17 protein-coding genes are annotated in these 20,120 nt (G+C 42.4%); 13 read left to right on the top strand and 4 right to left on the bottom strand.

The window, feature by feature from the left end; translation table 11 throughout:
- The first annotated feature begins 29 nt into the window (after nucleotides 1–29).
- From NYE63_RS23630 to NYE63_RS23605, 6 genes are all read left to right on the top strand, one after another.
- On the top strand, nucleotides 30–2,345 hold the full coding sequence (locus tag NYE63_RS23630; RefSeq protein WP_342602971.1) for a stalk domain-containing protein: 2,316 nt from the start codon (nucleotides 30–32) through the stop codon (nucleotides 2,343–2,345).
- Nucleotides 2,346–2,801: 456 nt separating this feature from the next.
- Nucleotides 2,802–3,062: a heterocycloanthracin/sonorensin family bacteriocin gene (locus tag NYE63_RS23625; RefSeq protein ID WP_342602970.1), complete on the top strand. Its 261-nt coding sequence runs from the start codon at nucleotides 2,802–2,804 to the stop codon at nucleotides 3,060–3,062.
- Nucleotides 3,063–3,198: 136 nt separating this feature from the next.
- Complete coding sequence (locus tag NYE63_RS23620) at nucleotides 3,199–5,148, top strand: putative thiazole-containing bacteriocin maturation protein (protein ID WP_342602969.1); 1,950 nt, start codon at nucleotides 3,199–3,201, stop codon at nucleotides 5,146–5,148.
- A complete protein-coding gene (locus NYE63_RS23615) occupies nucleotides 5,145–7,088 on the top strand; it encodes a TOMM precursor leader peptide-binding protein (RefSeq protein WP_342602968.1) in 1,944 nt (647 codons plus the stop codon). The genes NYE63_RS23620 and NYE63_RS23615 overlap by 4 nt, the downstream gene beginning before the upstream one ends.
- 23 nt (nucleotides 7,089–7,111) lie before the next feature.
- On the top strand, nucleotides 7,112–8,680 hold the full coding sequence (locus tag NYE63_RS23610) for a SagB family peptide dehydrogenase (protein WP_342602967.1): 1,569 nt from the start codon (nucleotides 7,112–7,114) through the stop codon (nucleotides 8,678–8,680).
- Between the two features lie 210 nt (nucleotides 8,681–8,890).
- A complete protein-coding gene (locus NYE63_RS23605) occupies nucleotides 8,891–10,321 on the top strand; it encodes a PLP-dependent aminotransferase family protein (RefSeq protein WP_342602966.1) in 1,431 nt (476 codons plus the stop codon).
- A 91-nt stretch (nucleotides 10,322–10,412) separates the two neighbouring features.
- Here NYE63_RS23605 and NYE63_RS23600 read toward each other — a convergent pair whose 3' ends face one another.
- Nucleotides 10,413–10,571, bottom strand: a complete 159-nt coding sequence (locus NYE63_RS23600; protein ID WP_185150905.1) for a hypothetical protein — start codon at nucleotides 10,569–10,571, stop codon at nucleotides 10,413–10,415.
- Between the two features lie 671 nt (nucleotides 10,572–11,242).
- Between NYE63_RS23600 and NYE63_RS23595 the strand changes: the two genes are divergently transcribed.
- On the top strand, nucleotides 11,243–11,437 hold the full coding sequence (locus NYE63_RS23595; RefSeq protein ID WP_342602965.1) for a hypothetical protein: 195 nt from the start codon (nucleotides 11,243–11,245) through the stop codon (nucleotides 11,435–11,437).
- 300 nt (nucleotides 11,438–11,737) lie between these two features.
- Nucleotides 11,738–12,187: a YfmQ family protein gene (locus tag NYE63_RS23590; protein ID WP_342602964.1), complete on the top strand. Its 450-nt coding sequence runs from the start codon at nucleotides 11,738–11,740 to the stop codon at nucleotides 12,185–12,187.
- A gap of 147 nt (nucleotides 12,188–12,334) precedes the next feature.
- Here the strand turns inward: NYE63_RS23590 and NYE63_RS23585 are convergent, their stop codons facing one another.
- From NYE63_RS23585 to NYE63_RS23575, 3 genes are all read right to left on the bottom strand, one after another.
- Nucleotides 12,335–13,177 (bottom strand): MurR/RpiR family transcriptional regulator, encoded by an 843-nt coding sequence (locus NYE63_RS23585; protein ID WP_342602963.1) that lies wholly within the window; start codon nucleotides 13,175–13,177, stop codon nucleotides 12,335–12,337.
- 142 nt (nucleotides 13,178–13,319) lie between these two features.
- Nucleotides 13,320–14,012, bottom strand: coding sequence for an N-acetylmannosamine-6-phosphate 2-epimerase (locus NYE63_RS23580; RefSeq protein WP_342602962.1), 693 nt, complete (start codon nucleotides 14,010–14,012; stop codon nucleotides 13,320–13,322).
- Between the two features lie 31 nt (nucleotides 14,013–14,043).
- Nucleotides 14,044–15,579 carry a maltose/glucose-specific PTS transporter subunit IIC gene (locus tag NYE63_RS23575; RefSeq protein WP_342602961.1) on the bottom strand — a complete coding sequence of 512 codons (1,536 nt, stop codon included), beginning with the start codon at nucleotides 15,577–15,579 and terminating at the stop codon, nucleotides 14,044–14,046.
- A gap of 360 nt (nucleotides 15,580–15,939) precedes the next feature.
- On the opposite strand from NYE63_RS23575, the gene NYE63_RS23570 reads away from it, so the two are divergent.
- From NYE63_RS23570 to NYE63_RS23550, 5 genes are all read left to right on the top strand, one after another.
- Nucleotides 15,940–16,290 carry a DUF2294 domain-containing protein gene (locus NYE63_RS23570; RefSeq protein ID WP_094246708.1) on the top strand — a complete coding sequence of 117 codons (351 nt, stop codon included), beginning with the start codon at nucleotides 15,940–15,942 and terminating at the stop codon, nucleotides 16,288–16,290.
- A gap of 192 nt (nucleotides 16,291–16,482) precedes the next feature.
- Nucleotides 16,483–17,520, top strand: a complete 1,038-nt coding sequence (locus tag NYE63_RS23565; RefSeq protein WP_342602960.1) for an ABC transporter substrate-binding protein — start codon at nucleotides 16,483–16,485, stop codon at nucleotides 17,518–17,520.
- Nucleotides 17,521–17,541: 21 nt separating this feature from the next.
- A complete protein-coding gene (locus tag NYE63_RS23560) occupies nucleotides 17,542–18,471 on the top strand; it encodes a nucleoside hydrolase (protein WP_342602959.1) in 930 nt (309 codons plus the stop codon).
- Nucleotides 18,472–18,495: 24 nt separating this feature from the next.
- Nucleotides 18,496–19,320, top strand: a complete 825-nt coding sequence (locus NYE63_RS23555; protein WP_133350519.1) for an ABC transporter permease — start codon at nucleotides 18,496–18,498, stop codon at nucleotides 19,318–19,320.
- A 6-nt stretch (nucleotides 19,321–19,326) separates the two neighbouring features.
- Nucleotides 19,327–20,115, top strand: a complete 789-nt coding sequence (locus NYE63_RS23550; protein WP_342602958.1) for an ABC transporter permease — start codon at nucleotides 19,327–19,329, stop codon at nucleotides 20,113–20,115.
- The last annotated feature ends 5 nt before the right edge of the window (nucleotides 20,116–20,120 follow it).

Raw genomic sequence — 20,120 nt, 5'->3', positions numbered from 1 at the left:
TAAAAATAAATAATGAAAGGAAACATTCTATGAAAACAAAGCAAAGAACTTTCAAAGCAGCAATTATTGTAATGACTGCACTAACTTTCATATTCTCTCCTTATTCACTAATTCATAATAACAATGCTTCTGCTCATGGCGGTGAAGTGGAATTAATTAAGCTAGAAACAGCTTTAGAAGGTACTGGTGCAACTGTTAAATCTGATTTTTGGAGTTTTTTTACAAAAAAAATCACCATCGAAAAAGATGATACGGTCATAAAAATAATACCTGATTCTGATAAAGCGTATATTAATGGAAAAGCGATTACACTTGAATCAAACGTGATAGAAAAAGATGAGAAAATTTACGTAACTGATCATTTTGTAAATGAAGTTCTCCCTGACATCAAGCAAACAGCTAAAATAAAAAAAGCTTATCATCCTTTAGATCCTTTAACCCCTAAAGAAATTAAAGCGGTGGTTAATGTAATCAAAGAGGCAGGGAAATATAAAGATACTCTTCGTTTTACAGAAATTACACTGAAGCTTCCCGAAAAAAAGAAAGTGTGGGAGTGGGAGTACGATAAAGAGAAAAAAGACAACGCATTTACAAGAAAAGCAGAGTTCATTGCATTGAATGGCAAACAAGTTATTGAGGGTGAAGTGAATATATCATCAAAAAAACTAGTTTCATGGAATGAAATGGACGGCGTTCATGGCATGTTTATTCTGGATGATTTTGCTACTGTTCAAGGAGCCATTGAAGCAAGTGAAGACTATGCAAAAGCGCTAAAAAAGCGGGGTATAGATGACCCTAAAAAGGTCGTTGCGACCCCTTTGACAGTAGGTTATTTCGATGGTGAAGATAAATTGGAGCATGATAAGCGTCTATTGAAAATAGTATCTTATTTGGATACAGGTGATGGGAATTTTTGGGCGCATCCAATTGAAAATTTGGTCGCTGTTGTAGATCTTGAAAAGAAAGCGGTTATTAAAGTAGAAGATGAAGGTGTCATTCCAATCCCGATGCAGTTAAACGCATATGATGGTAGAGATTATGAGAAGAAATCCGATGTAAAACCGCTTAATATTACCGAGCCTGAAGGCAAGAACTATGAAATAAAAGGAAATACGATTAGCTGGCAAAACTGGGATTTCCACTTGCGATTGGATACTCGGGTAGGACCTGTGTTATCAACTGTTACTTATGATGACCATGGGAAAAAAAGAAAAATTATGTATGAAGGATCGCTGGGTGGGATGATAGTTCCTTACGGAGATCCTGACGTTGGCTGGTACTTCAAGTCCTATTTGGATGCTGGTGAATATGGAATGGGCACATTAACTGCACCGCTAGAACTTGGAGCTGACGTACCAGAAAACGCCGTACTGCTAGATGCAACAATTGCAGATAACTCGGGCAATCCTTACGTTATTAAAAATGCCATTGCAGTATTTGAACAATATGCGGGGCCAGAATATAAGCATGCCGACCTTGCGACATTTAAAGAAGAAAATCAAAGCCGTGAACGCCGTGAGTTAGTGGTTCGCTGGGTTAGTACAATAGGAAACTATGATTATATCTTTGATTGGAAGTTATCACAAAATGGAATAATTAATATTGATGTAGGAGCATCCGGTATTGAAGCAGTAAAAGGTGTTAAATCAAAAACAATGCATGACAAAACTGCAAAAGAGGATACAAAATATGGTACCTTGCTTGATAATAATATTGTCGGAACCACTCACCAGCACATTTACAATTTCAGGCTTGACCTAGATGTTGATGGCGAAAGTAATTCCCTAATGGAAATTAATCCAAAGGTAGAAAAAAATCAAGAGGGCGGTCCACGCAAAAGTGTTATGGTAACAGAAGAAAAAACAGTAAAGACGGAGCAAGAGTCGATTCAAAAATTTGATTCTTCCACTATTCGACTGTTCAGTAATCTTAATAAGGAGAATAAGGTAGGAAATCCTGTTTCCTATCAAATCATCCCTTTTGCAGGAGGCACTCACCCGATTGCCAAAGGAGCCTTATTTAGTGATGATGACTGGCTTTTAAAGCGAGTTAACTTTATGGACAAGCAGTTGTGGGTCACAAATTATGACCCGGATGAGCGATATCCGGAAGGTAAATATCCGAACCGCAGCAAAACAGATACAGGATTAGGACAATATTCGGCAGACAACGGTTCCATTGACAATACAGATAATGTGGTTTGGATGACTACAGGTGCAACTCATGTAGCAAGAGCTGAAGAATGGCCAATGATGCCAACAGAATGGGTACACGCCATGTTAAAACCGTGGAATTTCTTTGATCGTACTCCAACATTAGATTTACCAAAAGAAAATTCAAAGTGATTAAATAAAGTCCTTGTATAAGTTAGTGCAAGGGCTTTATTTTGGTTCGAAGCGAGATTGAATTTCATACATTAATTATTTGGAGTAGCATCGTAATTCATAGATGAAAAGGATATTGAAATTCTATGTTTCTAACTAGCAACAGACCCCTTTTTGAGTTGATAAGCTAAGCTCCTATCCTAGGCTTGCCAACTTAGTTCCAGGTTCTTTCAGCTTTGTCTCGAAGTTTTTCATTTGTATTAAGCCACATAATTAATATAGTGATTATCCTGTTTCCGTCTTGAACCGTTTTATGAAGATTTAATAAAAATAGGCTTTTTAATCAGTTGCAATACCCACTCCCCTGACATAATTTGTTGGAGGGAGTATTTGATTTGGTAATAATTCCCTGACCATTTTGTTCCTGTTTCCTACTCTAAGCAATACCTTATAAATAATAAACGGAGGTTATATAAAATGTATGAATTTCAAAATCAATTGCAAAACCTGAATGTCGATGATTTCCAGGTAACTCAGCCAGTCCCTTGGGAGCAAAACCAGTACAATTTGGATGATTCGTCCCGACAATTCATTGGTGTGGGTGGCTTTGGTTGTTTTGGCTGTTTCTTGTGCTTTGGCTGCTTTGGTTGCGGCGGTCGCTGTGGTGGATGCGGACGCTGTGGTGGATGCGGACGCTGCGGAGGGTGCGGCGGTCGTTGCGGACGTTGCGGTCATTAAGGTCAACAGTATAAGGTCCCTGCATGTGCAGGGACTTTTCTTTATTGTATTAGACATAAGAGACAAATTGTCGTACATAGGATGATAGTGAAGTGATGAAGCAGAACTTAGAATGCTTCGGGTTAGGAGGAGCGGAATGGTGAATTTGACCCCTTCTATGCGTTTGAAAGTGAAAAGGGATACGTTTTTTCTTCCGGAACCAAATAGAGGTGTGTATTTCAGGAATAACATAAGTTCGTTCCGTATGGAGGGCAGCTCGATCGTCCAGTGGATTGAAAAGTTATTACCGATGTTCAACGGGAACCATACATTAAGCGAGTTGACGGATGGATTGCCTGACCCATACCGGAACAGGGTGATGGAAATTGCCGAGGTTTTGTACGGTAATGGGTTTGTTCGGGATGTAAGTCAGGACAGTCCCCATCAATTAAGGAATCAAGTTCTTGAAAGGTTTGCTTCGCAAATCGAGTTCCTGGAAAGTTGCGGCGATTCCGGGGCTCACCGTTTTGAAACTTATCGAAAGAAAAAGGCGTTGGCTATAGGCTCTGGCCCATTCTTCCTTTCATTGGTGTCCTCACTGATCGAATCCGGATTGCCTGCATTCCATATCCTCATTACGGACACGTTACCGACCAATAGAAAAAGATTGAATGAAATCGTGGCACATGCGCGTAAGACGGACGACGAGGTTGCCATAGAGGAGGTCGTGCTTGAAAAGGGAGCAGAGATTGAATGGCTGGAGATCGTGCGGCCTTTTGACTCGATATTATATGTGTCACAGGAAGGTGATATAGAGGAATTAAGAGAAATTCATTCGGTTTGCAGGCAAGGGAACAAGATCCTGTTTCCTGCATTGATCATCAATCAAGTAGGCATGGCTGGTCCGCTTGTCCATCCGGATTCCAAGGGATGTTGGGAGTCAGCATGGCATCGTTTACATCAAGCTGAGCTGGAAAAGAACCAGGCACCATCTTCTTTTTCCGCCACAGCCGGAGCGATGTTAGCGAATATAATGGTATTCGAATGGTTTAAAGAGGCTACAGGCGTTATTACAGCAGAACAAGCCAATCAATTTTATCTGTTGGATATGGATACATTGGAAGGGAAATGGCATCCGTTCATTCCCCACCCGGGGGTAACGGGAAAAGGGACTGCTGCATGGATTGAAGATTTTGAACGGCGGCTCGAACAGAAATCGGACCCGGGTGAGCCGGGGAAGGTGTTTATGTATTTCAGCAGGTTGACATCCTCGGAATCCGGAGTCTTTCATAGTTGGGATGAAGGGGATTTAAAACAGCTGCCGTTGGCTCAATGCCGCGTTCAGGTTGTTGATCCGCTGTCGTCCGGTCCGGCCGAACTGCTGCCTGAAGTTATCCGGTCAGATCTGACGCATCAGGAAGCGAGGAGGGAAACCGGTCTTGCAGGAGTTGAAGCATATGTATCCCGAACACTTAGCCAGCTCGTTTTGACTCTTCCTCCGCTTCAAGGGGCAGACAATATAAAGGAATCGATCGGTGTCGGGGCAGGTGAAACATTTGCTGAAGGTGTTTGCCGTGGATTGCAAAGCAGTTTGGATAAAGAGTTTGGCAATAAACGGTTCAACCAGGAAAAACTTGTGACGGTGCAGTTGGCTCAGGTGGAAGATGAGCGCTGCAGGTATTATTTACAAGCGCTGACCCGGCTGCAAGGAGATCCGATCATCGCATTGGGTGAGGAAGTGTCCGGTTTCCCGGTAGTTTGGGCAGGAACGAGCGATGGATGGTCTGGCGCTGTCGGTTTGAATGTAACGATCGCATTACGGAATGCCTTGCAAAAGGCCGTCATGAAAGTCCAAAACCAGACCGTATGCCTCACGGCTCCAGGTTTAGTGGCATCGCCTGTTCTTGAGGAAGAAAAGATGCCCCTGAATCTTGTGATTCCTTCGTGTGAGGTGAAAGGGAATTCCGAACTGGTACAGTCCGCCATTCAAGTCTTGAAGAAGAAAAGTAAGCGAATCCACGTTTTTGAAATGGATCTGGAACCTTTCTTGAAGGAAGAAATTGCAGGTGTGTTTGGGGTGTTTTTGCGAGAGGAGGAATCAGGGTGAAAACTGACGTATTGGTTGTCGGGGAAGGAGTGTTGGCCGACCATGTTCATGGGGACCTGTCCGGCCAATATCAGGTGAATCGCCAAACCGATTTCGAGGCAGGAATACCGCAAACGACGGCTATGGTCCTTCTGCTGCAGGATGCTTGGAATCCCGCTGTCCATCTAAAGGCGGAAGAGGTGATAAAGGAAGCAGGCATTCCTTGGCTGCGTGGGTTTGTATCATTTGGAGAAGGAGTGATAGGTCCGGTGGTCCGCCCGGGCGTTCCTGGCTGCTCACAGTGTGCGGACCAAAGGCATCTCATGGCCGGGCGTGATCGAAAGGAAATGTGGGAAATCCGCAAACAGCTGCAGGAAAATGGGGGGATGGAGCGTGATGCGGCGGCATCCCGCACAGGTCTTTTACAGATGGCTCACGTGATTTGTGCTGAGGTAAGGAAAGTGATGAAAGGAGAACACGCCCGGTCGGAAGGGCAGGTATCATTAATCAGCCTGAAAACGCTGAATGGTTCATGGCACTCATTTTTACCAGATCCATTGTGTCCGGTTTGCTCAACATTACCTGATGACACGAAGGAGCGTGCAAGGATTTCGTTGCAGCCAAGTCCGAAAATCAGTCCCGACAGTTACCGTACCCGTTCAATGGAGGAGCTGAGTGAAGTTCTGGCCAAGGATTACTTGGACCACCGCACAGGATTCCTGAATAATAAAATGATAGACCTTGTGCCGCCCTTTGCCGATGTAAGTGTTAATTTGCCATTATTCATAGGAGATGAGGGGGCGGCAGGCCGGACTCTTTCATACGCGGTCAGTGAGATGACTGCGATATTGGAGGGATTGGAAAGGTATTGCGGAATGGAGCCCCGCGGCAAACAGACAGCCATACATGACAGCTACAACAACGTGAAAGAGTTTGCGCTCAATCCCATCAGGATAGGGGTACACTCGAAGGAAAATTATGCACAGCATGATTTCCCGTTTCAACCGTTTAATCCTGACCGCTCGATAGATTGGGTGTGGGGCCACTCATTTTTGCAAGAGCGGCCGATCTTGGTCCCGGAATTGCTTTCTTATTACAGCTTGGGCTGCGGTCATGGATTTGTCTATGAAACTTCCAATGGATGTGCTTTAGGGGGAAGTTTGGAGGAGGCCATTTTCTACGGCATCATGGAAGTGGTGGAACGTGATTCGTTCCTGCTGACCTGGTATGCGCAGCTGCCCCTCACACGCCTTGACCCTTATTCTGCAAATGACAAAGAACTAGAACTGATGATTGACAGGGCGAGGGCGGCAGCTGGATATGATATCCATTTGTTTAATGCGACGATGGAACACGGTATACCAAGCGTATGGGCGTTGGCGAAAAACAGGAAACAAAAAGGATTGAATATCATATGTGCGGCAGGGGCCCATCTGGACCCGGTCCGGGCTGTGAAAAGCGCGGTCTTCGAGTTGGCTGGCATGATGCTGACCCTTGACGATAAATTGGAAGAGAACCAGGATGAGGTTGAGAAAATGCTGCATGATTCCTCACTCGTACGGAAAATGGATGATCATGGCATGCTGTACGGTTTACCGCAAGCCGAAGAGCGACTGCAGTTTCTGCTGGATGATGACCGCCCGATGCGAACATTCGCTGAAGAATACGGGGAAAAGGTGAACCATCCGGACTTGACGGAAGATTTGCAGGAAATCCTTCAGGAGTTTCGCCGATTGAAACTTGAGGTGATTGTGGTGGATCAGACGACGCCGGAAATTGCACGGAATGGATTACATTGCGTGAAAGTGCTGATCCCGGGGATGCTGCCGATGACATTCGGCCATCATCTTACCCGCATAACGGGGCTTGAGAGAATACTGAGGGTTCCGATGGAACTTGGATATGCTGAACGGCCGCTTGAATTCGAACAGCTCAATCCGCATCCGCATCCTTTTCCATAAGCGGTGACTTAGGAGGTTGGAGGATGAGTCTAGAGACATTTTTGCACAATTTGCATTTTGATATCGAAAAGGCAAGTCCGCCGGATTGGGAAGTGGATTGGGATGATGCACCGCTAACGTATAAGCTTTACCGTGACTTGCCTGTTTTTTCCCTATCACTGGAGGTGCCGCTGACGCTCGAGGAGTGCAGCGGGCCTTCAAAGCAGGACCTCGAAGGAATCGGTCATTTCCTCTGGTATGCATATGGCCTGACCCAAGTCAGTCAGGTACCGAGATCCTCGGAATCTGAGGACCTCATGCAGTCATTCCGGCGTTTTCCGGCATCAGGGGGAGCTTTGTATCCAAGCGAATTGTACGTATACTTGAAAATGGAGGGATTACCTGCTGGCGTATACCATTATGATACGGCACACCACCGGTTGGTTTTGCTGCGGGAAGGGAATTTTGATTCATATGTAACAAAGGCTCTTGGTGAAACCTTTGATATGTCCGCATGCTTTGGCACGGTTTTTGTATCGACGATGTTTTGGAAAAACTTCTACAAATATAATAACTTTTCATACCGTCTGCAAGGTCTGGATGCGGGGGTGCTTCTTGGACAGTTGCTCGAAGTGGCGAAACGGTTTGGAATCGCAGCAGGGGTGTGCTTTCAATTCCTTGATCGGGCCATCAATCGTCTGCTCGGGCTTTCGAAAGAGGAAGAGAGCACGTATGCGGTGATCCCCTTATCGGCAGAACCTTCTTTTAAATTTAGAGAAGAAAGCAGTATGGACGGACCTGTCACTTCGACGGAATTATGCAGGGAATTGTCGGATATTCAGCCTGAACACTATGTTCGGTCGCAGAGGATCAGGGAATTTCCGATGTTAACTAGAATGAATGAAGCATCCATGATCGAGTCCACCCAATCATTCCGGCGGATCAATCTAAAGAATGGGGCGGAATTCGAAGGACAAATTGTAGCCCTTCCTATCGTGAAGCGGTTGTCCTATGATTTGGCATCAGTTTGCCGGAAGCGATTTTCACCTGAAATGGACTTCATACTGGGGAAAGTTAGTCAATGGCAACTGGCGGCACTTCTGCAGGAGGCAACTGCTTCGTTCTCCTATCGAAATGATTTGGATGGAATAAACGATAACAACGAACATCGCGTTTCCTTATATGCTTGTTTGTATAATGTGGAAGACATTCAAGATGGTGCATACCATTATGACAGGACGACACATTCATTACGACAGATACAATCAGGAGATCATCGGCTCCGATTGCAATACGGAATGTCTCTTGATATCATGAATTTTCAGCAAGTCCCGATCTGTATACATGTAGTTGGTGAGCGGGATTATTCCAAAACGCAACTTGGATATAGAGGATACCGCATCAAGCAAATGGAGGCGGGGATGCTCGTTCAGAAATTACTGCTAGCGTCGTCAGCCCTCGGAATGAACGGGCACCCGCTGCTCGGCTTTGATGTGAATATGTGTGATGAACTTTACAAGATAGATGGTACGCAAAGGAAAACGAGCCTGATCCAAATCCCAATCGGACACTATCAGGATCGCCCTTGGCTGAAGGGGAGTCTGCATAGCTAAAGAAGATGAAACGAAAGCCTCCATTTCATTTAAGAAATGTAGGCTTTCGTTTTTATTTTGTAGTACAGCTTCTACCCTAAGAGTGCAATAATCTCTGCTGAAGATTATACTGAAATATGAGGTTTGACTACTTTTGGGAATGAATAAGGATATAAAGTTTATAATTTAGTGCGCTATTAACTTAACTAAACATTTTAAAGGATGTAGCTTATGGAATGGAAAACTGACAGAAAATCCAAGAAGCCTTTATATAAGCAAATAGCAGCTTACATCGAGAGTGGCATTGCTGATGGAACATTTTTATTGGATAAGCCGCTACCGTCTGAACGCTTCTTGGCAAGTGAACTGGGAGTTAACAGAAGCACAGTTGTTGCGGCTTATGATGAATTGGAAGCAAATGGGCTAGTTGAACGAAAAAAAGGAAGCGGAACGATGATCAGCAAGGATATCTGGGGAATTACCCGAAAACGTATACCTAGCTGGAATAGATATATCGAAGCGGGTTCTTTTTTGCCCAATATGCCAGTAACCCAAAGAATACGTAAAGAGACGGAAGGTCATAACCTTCTTAACTTAGCTAGTGGGGAGCTTTCAGAAGACCTATTTCCAGTCCAATCCTTACGTGAAATCATATCTAATCGGTCCTTCATTGGTAGCTTAGGTTATGATCACCCTCAAGGCAATGCGGTTTTAAGGGAAACGATAACCAATCATGTTAAACAGTATAGGAGAATTGACACGCATCCATCTTCTATACTCATTACTTCTGGTGCACAGCAAGCCCTACATCTGGTGGTCCAATGCTTGTTAAAGCCAGGAGATGCCGTTGTATTGGAAGATCCATCATATAGTTACAACCTTCCCATCTTTCAATCCGCGGGGCTAAGAATTTTTCCTTTACCAGTTGATAAAGATGGCATCAACCCAGAGGATTTACTGGAACTCCATAAAAAACATCGGATCAGGATGATTTTTTTGAACCCTGTATTTCAAAACCCTACAGGAACTGTCCTTCATATCAACCGTCGTAAAAGGATTCTTGAACTTTCATCCGAATATGGAATACCGGTCATAGAAGACGATCCTTATAGTTTAACTTCCTTTGCTGGCGAAGAAATTTCCACTCTTAAATCGATGGACAACAACGGAAATGTTTTATATATAAGCTCTTTGTCAAAAATTGTTGCTTCCGGTTTAAGAATTGGGTGGATTATAGGACCGAAACCAGTTATAGAGAGACTATCTGATGCTAAGCAGCAGTTTGACTTCGGTCATGGCTCATTCACCCAATGGATAGCAAACGATTTTTTGGAATCAGAGTATTTTCCTGCCCATATTGCCTACTTAAGGGGGCAACTGGAAAAAAGAAGGGATGCAATGGTTTCGAGTCTTCAACAATTCCTGCAAAAAAAAGTTGATTATTATTCGCCAAATGGTGGAATTCATTTGTGGTGTAAGCTGAAAGTGCCATTGAACGAAATAAAGTTACTGGAGGAATCCATCAAAAGGGGAGTCATATACGTTCCGGGTTCAACACTAGGTACAAATAAGGAATACGTACGCTTTACTTTTGCAAGGGAAAATGAGGATTCCATTCACGAAGGCATCAAAAGGTTTGCAGAGGCTGTAAAAAGTTTATAAACATATGCTTTCATATTCACGAGAGAGAATCATGATGATTCCATGATTCAGACTGTAGACAAACTTGTTCGGTTTGCCTGCAGTTTTTTAATTAAAAGGTTCCGGTGATTTCAGAAATCCACTCCCTTTCCGCCGACTGTCTGCCAAGCCTCCTCGGCGTAAGCGCCTGTGGTGTCTCGGCTAGCCAGTAATTCGGCAGGAGTGTCGCAAATTTCTTCAATCCAATAAGTTCGTTACAGGAAAAAAACATGAAGGATAACCTGGCCTTAAACATGGTTCAGAATGAGACCGGCCTGCAGTTGGTTATTTTAAAAAACGTTCCAGTTGATTGGAACGTAAGGTACGAGACTCCTGCTTAGAAAAGTGCGTCAAAGGGAGACCCCGCAGGCGAGCGCCGAGGAGGCTCCCGGACCGCCCGCGGAAAGCGAGTGCATGGAGTGGAAATCCACTTCTAAATTGTAACCATACCCTAGGAGTTGAAGGTGTTGTTTTGGGTCAGTTGTTTCAGGAACATCATTTAAGTTACGTTTTCCGACCCACTTTTGTCTACTAACTGGAATCATGACAAATTCATGATTCTTTTTTTGTTATTTAAAAGTAAGCAAGTTAGGTCAGGAGTTGCCACAAGACGTGGTATCTTAGCCATTCCTTCAGAGAAGCTCTGCACCTTTCTATGTAATTAACGGAAGAATTCAGCAAGTGGATGGTGTAAATTTCACTTGATTGGATGGTCCTAAAATTGGTTGTTCCTTTATTATAGAGAAGTAGGGTTTTCTAATATAATTACGAAGTGCGATCAACCTGGCCTATTTAATTTTGACCTGCCAATTAGGAACGATTTTTTATGTAGTTACACTACGATATACGATGAGAATCGGAACAATTTGGGAGATAGATAATAATATTGGGAGGCGTTGAATCATGACGATAAGTGTAATATTAGTAGTAGCCATTAGCATAGTTGCTCTGGTTGGCACCCTTTCATTAACGGGGAAGAGTGATAGTGATTATTCTGAGGCAACGAGAGGGAATTTGTTGAACCTTAGTTATATTTATATTGGTCTTGCCCTAATATTAACTGTGGGCATCATCTACTTCGTAATAAAATTAGCCTAAGATATCACGTGAATGATTATTATAATAGCATATCAAAATGCATAGAAATATAGGCTTAATTGTATAAAACTTATGTTTTGTACGAGTGATTTACAAGACATACTCTATTTGTAGGGAATTGTGAATTTGTTCACATATGTGACGAAAATGTGAACGAAAAGAATCTGATTGATACGTGAAAAAATCACCATTGTAAGCTGAGTGAACAAGAAACACGTTAATAGAAGGGTCACCTCAAAGAAAAACTGACCGCCTCTTTCAATTAAACATTAAATTATAACGTAGCGGAGATGATCAAATATGACATTGCCTGTATTGATTTTGACAATTATCTTAGGTTTGCTTAAATTATTAGTTACCTGTCTTCCAACCGATGCGGTGAATTGGATTTTGAGTAAATTTAAAATGCATTCTGAAATTAGTGACGCGAATGCAATCGTAACCTTTGATGGAAAACGTTTGGAAGGTGAAGACAAAATTCAAGTAATTAATTATTTTAACGAAGCTAAGTTTTTGAAAAAAAATCATATATTCCCAGGGAACGAGCAATTGTTTTTACATCCAGAGAACAGTGGGGCTCCAATAATAATTGATACTAAAAGAGGAAAAAACGATGTTAGATCATTTGTGTACATTTACAACGACCACGTGGATGTAGTCAAACAGTACAAGAATAAAGTAATTGCGTATAGTCTTCTTTCCGAGAGCCTCCAAGAACGTTCCATGCCAGTAATGAGAAATTTAGTTTAAAAGGAACAAAAAAAGACGTTTTTTAAAGTGAACTGTACCCCAATTGTTTGTAACATCTAACCAATTGGAGATGCAGTTTTTTTATATGATGGTGTAATTCGTGTATGGGTAGGTCCATGTGCTTTTTTTTAACGGATCTGCCGAAAGTCAGTCGTTCTTGGTTAATACCTTTAAAGTCTTTTCCCTGATGCTTATCCTGTTTTTATAATCTTTAGCAACCAACTCTGTATATATTAAATCAAAAAGTAATAGTAGCGGAAGCAATGGAGAGATGTTTTGTCCCATATGCATGCTGTTCTTGCTCGTGACCAATAGTGATATATCACCAAGCTGTGAGAGCTCGGAATTCTTATCTCCAGTAAAGATCAAGATACGTGAGCCTTGCTTCTTTGCGATTTTAACTGCAGAAATCACTTCTTTCGTTGTTCCGGAAATGGAAATGCCGATGACAACACTATTCTCGTTACTTAAAGCTGCATCCATCATTGACTGGTGGGGATCTGTAATAGCTTCAACAGTTAAGCCGATACGGAAAAACTTTGACTTGAACTCCTGGGCCGCTATACCTGAACTCCCTATTCCATAAACATGAATCTTATTTGCCTGTGTAAGGTAAGATACAGCTTTTTGGATATCATCATATGTGGTTATATGAAAGGTATTATCAATGATACCTAAGTGATCTTGATACAGTTTAGCGAAATAATCCACCTGCTTGATGTTCTTCATATCTTTCGGCGTATTTCGGAGATCCACGAACCTTTTTAACTCATGCCTGAACTCATTGAAACCAGAAAAGGCTAATTTCTGGCAGAAGCGCGTAATGGTTGCAGGTGAAATATGAAGCTTTTTAGCTATTTGACTAATGGTTAACTTACTTGCTTCTTCAGGGTGCTGCAGAATATAATTGGCCAATTCTTCTTCTGTTTTGGTGAATTTGTCCATGCTGCACTCAATGCCATATATGAGGTTTTCCGCTAGATATTCCATGTGTTCACCCATTTCAAATTTCTTATATGTATTCCTAGTTTAATGTATCCATTAGGGACGTCAATAACCTGAGGAACCATGAATCGTAAAAAAGACCCAAACTGTTGCCAGTCTGGGTCTTTTCATTACTATGTGCAACGTTCTATTCTTGGATAGCATCCACGAATCTTTTAGTGATTTGCTGCGGCCTGGTAATGGCACCGCCAACTACTACTGCATGGACATTCATATCCAATACAGATCGGGCGATTTCTGGTGTTATGACATTTCCTTCAGCGATTACTTTTGCTTTTTTCACTGCTTTTACTATCTCTTTGAGCACGGCATAGTCATCTTGATATATTTTCTGGCCGAACGTTTCGTTCGTATAGCCGTATAAAGTGGGCGCCACAATATCAAATCCTAAATCGTCAGCGTATACGGCTTCCTCAATGGTAGATACATCCGCCATTAGTAAAACATCCGGATATTTTGCTCGTATTTCGCCATAAAACTGTTTTAATGTTTTACAGTCCGGTCTTACCCGGACTGTAGCATCCGTCGCAATGATTTCCGCTTTAGTTTCCATCAATGCATCAATTTCGGCCATGGTGGGAGTAATATAGACGTCGTTATGTCCATACACCTGTTTAATGATCCCTATGACTGGAAGGTCCACATTTTTCTTGATTTCCATTATGTCAGCTACAGAGTTTGCGCGTATGCACGTTGCACCGCCTTCTTTGGCAGCAATGGCCATGCGTCCCATAATAAAAGAGCTGTGCAGCGGCTCATTCTCCAATGCTTGACATGATACAATTAAGCCTTTGTGAATTTTATCCAGCACCTGTTGCATGTTTAACACGTCCTTATCGTTATCTATGTTCTTAATGACCCAAGTATTCTTCCACTTCATTTTTGATGATCGTTACTTGGGGACCGTATACTATTTGAATGCCATTCCCTTTTTTTACGACGCCTTTTGAACCGGTTTGTTTAATGACGTCCTCTTTCACCAATGATTCATCCTTTACCGTGACACGCAGACGGGTTGCACAGCAATCGACTATATCGATATTTTCCTGTCCGCCTAATCCATTAACGATGGTCTGGGTTCTCTCTGATGCCGTTACTTGTGTAACAGCGGCCTGTTCATCATCTTCACGTCCGACCACTTTCAAATTTTTCTTCCTGATCAAGAATTTAAAAGTGAAGTAGTATAGGAAAAACCACGGAATACCGACAAGAAGTACATAAATCCAGTTTGTTTTACTGATGCCCTGGAGTATCCCGAATAAAGTAAAATCAATAAATCCTCCAGAAAAGGTTTGACCGATCGTTATATTGAATATATCTGCCATCATGAAGGCAAGTCCGTCAAACAAGGCATGAAAAACATAAAGGATTGGGGCGACAAATAAGAAACTGAATTCAAGCGGTTCGGTGATGCCTGTTAAGAAAGAGGTCAAGGCAGCTGAAAGAAGCAAACCGGCCACGACTTTCTTATTTTTAGGTTTAGCGCAATGATAAATGGCCAATGCTGCGCCAGGCAGACCAAACATCATCGTGATGAACCGTCCGGACATGAACCGGGAAACACCCTCATAGTACTTGACGGTAGTTGGGTCGGCCAATTGCGCAAAGAAGATATTCTGGGTCCCGCTGACAATCTGCCCATTAATCTCCATCGTTCCGCCTAAAGCTGTTTGCCAGAAGGGAAGGTAGAAAATATGGTGCAGTCCTAACGGCCCGAGCATCCGTAATATGAATCCGTAAAAGAAAGTCCCGATTGTACCTGTGCTCGTTACCAGCGCACCTAATTGGTTTATGAAAAGCTGGAAATAAGGCCATACGATAAAAAGCACGGCTCCAACCAAGATGGACGCGAAGGAAACGATGATGGGAATGAAACGGGAACCACCGAAAAATCCTAACACTTGCGGAAGCTGAATTTTATTATATTTATTGTGCAAAAGTGCGGCAACGATACCTACTACGATACCGCCAAACACACCAGTCTCCAGTGTTTGGATCCCGACCGCCATTCCCTGTCCGGCACCTGCCAAATTCTCTTTGGCAAGTTCCCCGTTTATTTGAAGCAGTGCATTTATTGAACTGTTCATGACGAAATAGCCAATCATGGCTGCCAGTGCAGCGGTCCCTTTATCCGACCGTGCCAATCCTACTGCAACACCTACGGCAAAAATGACCGGCAAGTTGCCGAATACGATGCTTCCTGCAGAACTCATGATCGTGAAAATGGCCTGCAGCCAAGCAAAGTCTAAAAAAGGATAGGCCTCAACTGTATTTGGATTAGAAAGAGCACCGCCAATTCCCAGCAATAAACCGGCCGCTGGCAAAACGGCAATCGGGAGCATAAAAGATTTACCGAACTGCTGCGCTTTCTCAAAAGCTTTCTTCATAAAAATTCCTCCCTCATTTAACGAGCCTTTGATACTCTCTATTTTTAATCGCTCTATACTAGCTATATTAAATCTCTGTGAGAGCGTTTTCAATGCGATGCAAGGTTATATCAATTGTTTTCAATCTTGCGCTTATTTCTCTGAAAAAGTTTTCATTAATTGAAGTGCTGGATTGGATATAAAGTAATATAAATATATTGAAATCCCCATATGCTTATTTTTATAATTCGTGTATTGGTGTGTAAATTTACTATATAATAAAAAAAAAACATTTTTTTATGCGAAATCCGAATATTATCTTGTGCAAATAAGAAAAAGTATATATAATTACCTCAAACGATAGTTTGGCAGGTGATAGTCATCTTACCGATAAACTCTAACGAAACGAAGAAATTGCTTTCTCATATGTATAATGAGGTATCGAAGGAATTGTTCGGCTTTGGTACGACGCTGCTGAAGGTTACTGTTGAGCAGAATGTGATTACATTTCAGGCCAAACATCGACGTGCCCCGCGCTCTGAAGCTTTAGAAGGGGAAGTTCCCAGCCTGAAGCAGGAGGTGGACTTTCATATGTCCCTGCTTTATAAAAAGAAACTGAAACAAAAGCTGGAAACGCAAACGAATTGGGATATTGAAGCTGTCCTGAGGGATTATGACTCAGCGACGCAGCTGGCATTCACCAATATTGTATTGAAGGAAAAAATTATATAATCATATAAATGGATTTCACTTCGGATTTATCTGGAGGGAACGCCACATGAGAACCAAATGATAAGTTTTATCTTTGTTTACAAAGAAAAGACAATCTTGGGTAGAATTTCAATTCTATTTAAGATTGTCTTTTTTTACATTTTTATCAGTAAAAAGGAAATTTTAAACAATATAAAATTGGAGGTTTGGATGATGAAAAAAATATTGATGATGTTATCGCTTTTCACATTAGTTTTAGCTGCATGCTCTTCAAAGGAGGATGGAAAGGAAAAACCAGCCAAATTAGTCGTTTCCACTTGGGGATTCGCAGATGATTTCTTCCGTCCGGAAGTCTATGAGCCATTTGAAAAGGAGCATAATGTCGAGATTGTCGTTGATTCAGGTAATAATGCAGATCGATTGAACAAGGTACGCCAAGCGAATAGCGATGTGGATGTTATCTATTTATCCGACTACTATGCACAGCAGGGCATCGATGAAGGGTTATTTGAGAAAGTTGACCATAGTAAAATTCCGAATATTGATAATATATACGACAAAGCAAAAGCGCCAAATGGCGAAGACTTTGGACCAGCCTATACCATTGCCCAATTTGGCATTGCCTATAATCCCGATGAAGTGAGTAAACCGATTACCTCTTGGAAAGATCTCTGGAGCAAAGATTTGGAAGGAAAGATCACGATCCCATCAATCACTTCAACAACTGGACCGATGTTTTTGGATGCGGCTTCAAAAGTTAGCGGAAGTAAAGAGTTCAATGAAGATAAAGCCTTCGATCAAATGAAGAAGATCATGCCGAATGCGGTTAAGGAATATGGGCAAACATCAGAGTTCGTCAACATGTTCTCGCAAGGGGAGATCGCTGCAGGCCCAATCATGGAAATGTATTTTGGCGATTTACAGGAAGCCGTTCCTAATGCTAAGTTCATTTCCCCTGAAGAAGGCGGCTACGCAGTGATGAATACGGTGAATATTGTTAAAGCCAGCGATCAAAAAGAATTGGCCGGCGAATTCATGAATTACATCTTAAGCAAGGAAGTTCAGGAGAAATCAGCGAAAGCGAAAGTGGATTCTCCTGTCAATACGGAAGTCAAGCTCTCTAAAACGGAAGCGAAAGGCTTAACCTATGGAGATGACGTCATTAACAGCCTGCGTGTATTAGACATGAAGTTTGTTAATGAAGACTCTAAACAATGGATCGATCGTTGGAATCGTGAACTTACACACTAAGAAAGAAAAGAGATGTGCTTGATGAAGAAAAAAATGATTCTTGATGTTGATACTGGAATAGATGATGCGATCGGGATCATTCTTGCTGTTAAAAGCCGTCAATTCGACATATTGGCGGTAACAACAGTGAACGGGAATGTATCACTTGATACGGCCACACTGAATACATGCAAAATATTGGATTTATTGAGTGAACAGGACATTTCAGTCATAAAGGGGGCAGATAGGCCAATTATCAGGAGCCCCTTTTTTGAACACCGGATCCATGGCGAAGACGGGATTGGCGGAGCCTTGAAGGATGTGCCAGTCAAAAAGCAGCCTGATGATGGATTTGCTTCTGACTTCATCATCAATTCCATTTTGAATTTTCCTGGTGAAGTGACGCTTGTCATGACGGGACCTCTTACGAATTTGGCATTAGCGGTGAAAAAATGTCCGCAAATCACCAAGCTTGTTAAAGAAGTCATTTTCATGGGCGGAGTTGTTAAAGGGGTTGGCAATGTCACGCCAACCTCGGAATATAACACATATGTCGATCCTGAAGCAGCCAAAATCGTATTACAGGCGGGATTCACATCCATCACGCAAGTCGGTCTTGATGTCACGAGAAAGGTCCTATTGGGTGAAGAGCATATCCAATTGATTCAAAACCATGAACTTGCTGATTATATAAGGGAAAGTACATCAGATTATCGGAAAAGGTATTTTGAACGTAACGGTATATGGGCATGTGCGATGCATGATCCATTAGCTGTAGCTATCGCTTTGCAAGAAGATCTTGTCACCAGAGAAGAATATTATGTGGATGTTGAAACAAAGAGTGAGCTTTGTGACGGACAGATGGTTTGCGACTTTCAAAATAGGCTGATGAAGCCGCCTAATGCGCATGTTTGTCTGGACGTCGATGCGGAAGCGTTTTTCGACCTGTTCATTCGCATAATCAATTCATAAATAATACGAACAGGGGGTTCCGAGGTGAAAAAACGCTATTTATACCTGCTGCTGTTTCCAGGCGTTCTATTTTTAACGATTTTCATGATCATTCCGATCCTAATGACGATTGGCACGACATTTTTTAATGAAAGCGGCGGCTTTTCCATACAAGGATATCTCGATTTTTTCCAAGATCGATACTTTATTGAAATTCTGCTGACGACACTTAGGGTGAGTCTGTTCACGACAATCATTTGCATTCTATTAGGATTTCCAGCAGCTTATTATATTTCAAAATTGAAACAACGAAAGAAAGCCATCATGCTTTTGCTGACGATCTTCCCGCTATTAACAAGCCCCGTGGTCCGCTCATTCAGCTGGATGGTGATTATCGGTAAAAACGGTGTGGTGAATAAATTGCTTATGGGCATGGGCTTGATTGAAAAGCCGCTTGATATATTGTACACGCCTACTGCCATCATCATCGGATTGGTCCATTTATTCCTGCCATTGATCATCGTGACGCTAGTGGGTGTGATGGAGAACATCGAGACTGACTTATTAAAAGCGGCCGAGAGCCTTGGAGCATCAAGGTTGGCAGTATTCTCAAAAGTGATCATTCCGCTTTCGGTGCCAGGTTTGGTCATTGGCAGCATCCTTGTTTTTGTAGGGAGCTTCACGGCCTATACAACGCCTGCTTTATTAGGCGGGAAGCAGCGGGTCATTTCGACATTTCTTTATCAAAACGCGATTACATTGAACGAATGGCAAGTGGCATCGATTGTCGCTACCATAATGATTGCCGTGACAGTCCTTATCATATCGATCATGAATGGTTTGGCAAAAAAATTAAATCCAAAGGGGTAGAGGTGTATGCAGGAAAAAAATCGAGGATTGGCCCTGTTTACTCTCCTGGTGTTCCTTTTTTTACTAGGGCCTTTGCTTATCATATCCGTTACGTCATTTGAAGGCGGAAATATTCTGAAGTTCCCGCCAGAAGAGTTTTCTTTAAGATGGTACGAAAATATTTTTAATGTGGAAATGTTTTTGGTCGCTTTTAAAACGTCCATCCTTGTTTCACTCGGAGGCAACCTTTTGGCTCTGTTACTGGGAGTGCCGGCTGCCTATGCATTAAGCCGATTTGATTTCAAAGGGAAAAACGTGATTAATGCCTTTTTCGTTTCTCCCATTTTAATACCGGGAATTGTGCTGGGCTTTGCGTTTTTACGTTATATTGTGGGGACTTATCAGCTTCCGATTTATGCGGCTCTGTTTGTGGGACATACTGTTATCATGCTGCCGTTCATCATCCGTGTGATTTCTTCAAGCTTATCAAACTTTGACTTTTCCATTGAAGAAGCGGCGGAGAGTCTCGGAGCCAGTAAATTGGGCACATTCTTTACAGTCGTCCTCCCGAATATAAAATCAGGAATTCTGGCGGCAGTCATGATCGCCTTCTTGGAATCCTTCAATAATGTAGACATTTCAGTTTATATGACAGGCCCTGGGGTAAGTACGTTTCCGATTCAGATGCTGACGTATGTGGAGAACTACTTCGATCCTACCATTTCGGCCATTTCCGTATTACTCATGTTCATAACGGCTTTCTTCATGTTCATAGTAGAGCGTCTCATGGGATTGTCTTATTTCACAAAACGATAAAGGAG

Origin of the sequence: Peribacillus sp. FSL E2-0159 (genome assembly GCF_038643155.1) — a bacterium.
In the GTDB taxonomy this organism is placed as follows: domain Bacteria; phylum Bacillota; class Bacilli; order Bacillales; family DSM-1321; genus Peribacillus; species Peribacillus simplex.
The sequence above is the reverse complement of the archived record's forward strand: the minus strand, read 5'-3'. Positions and strand labels throughout refer to the sequence as shown.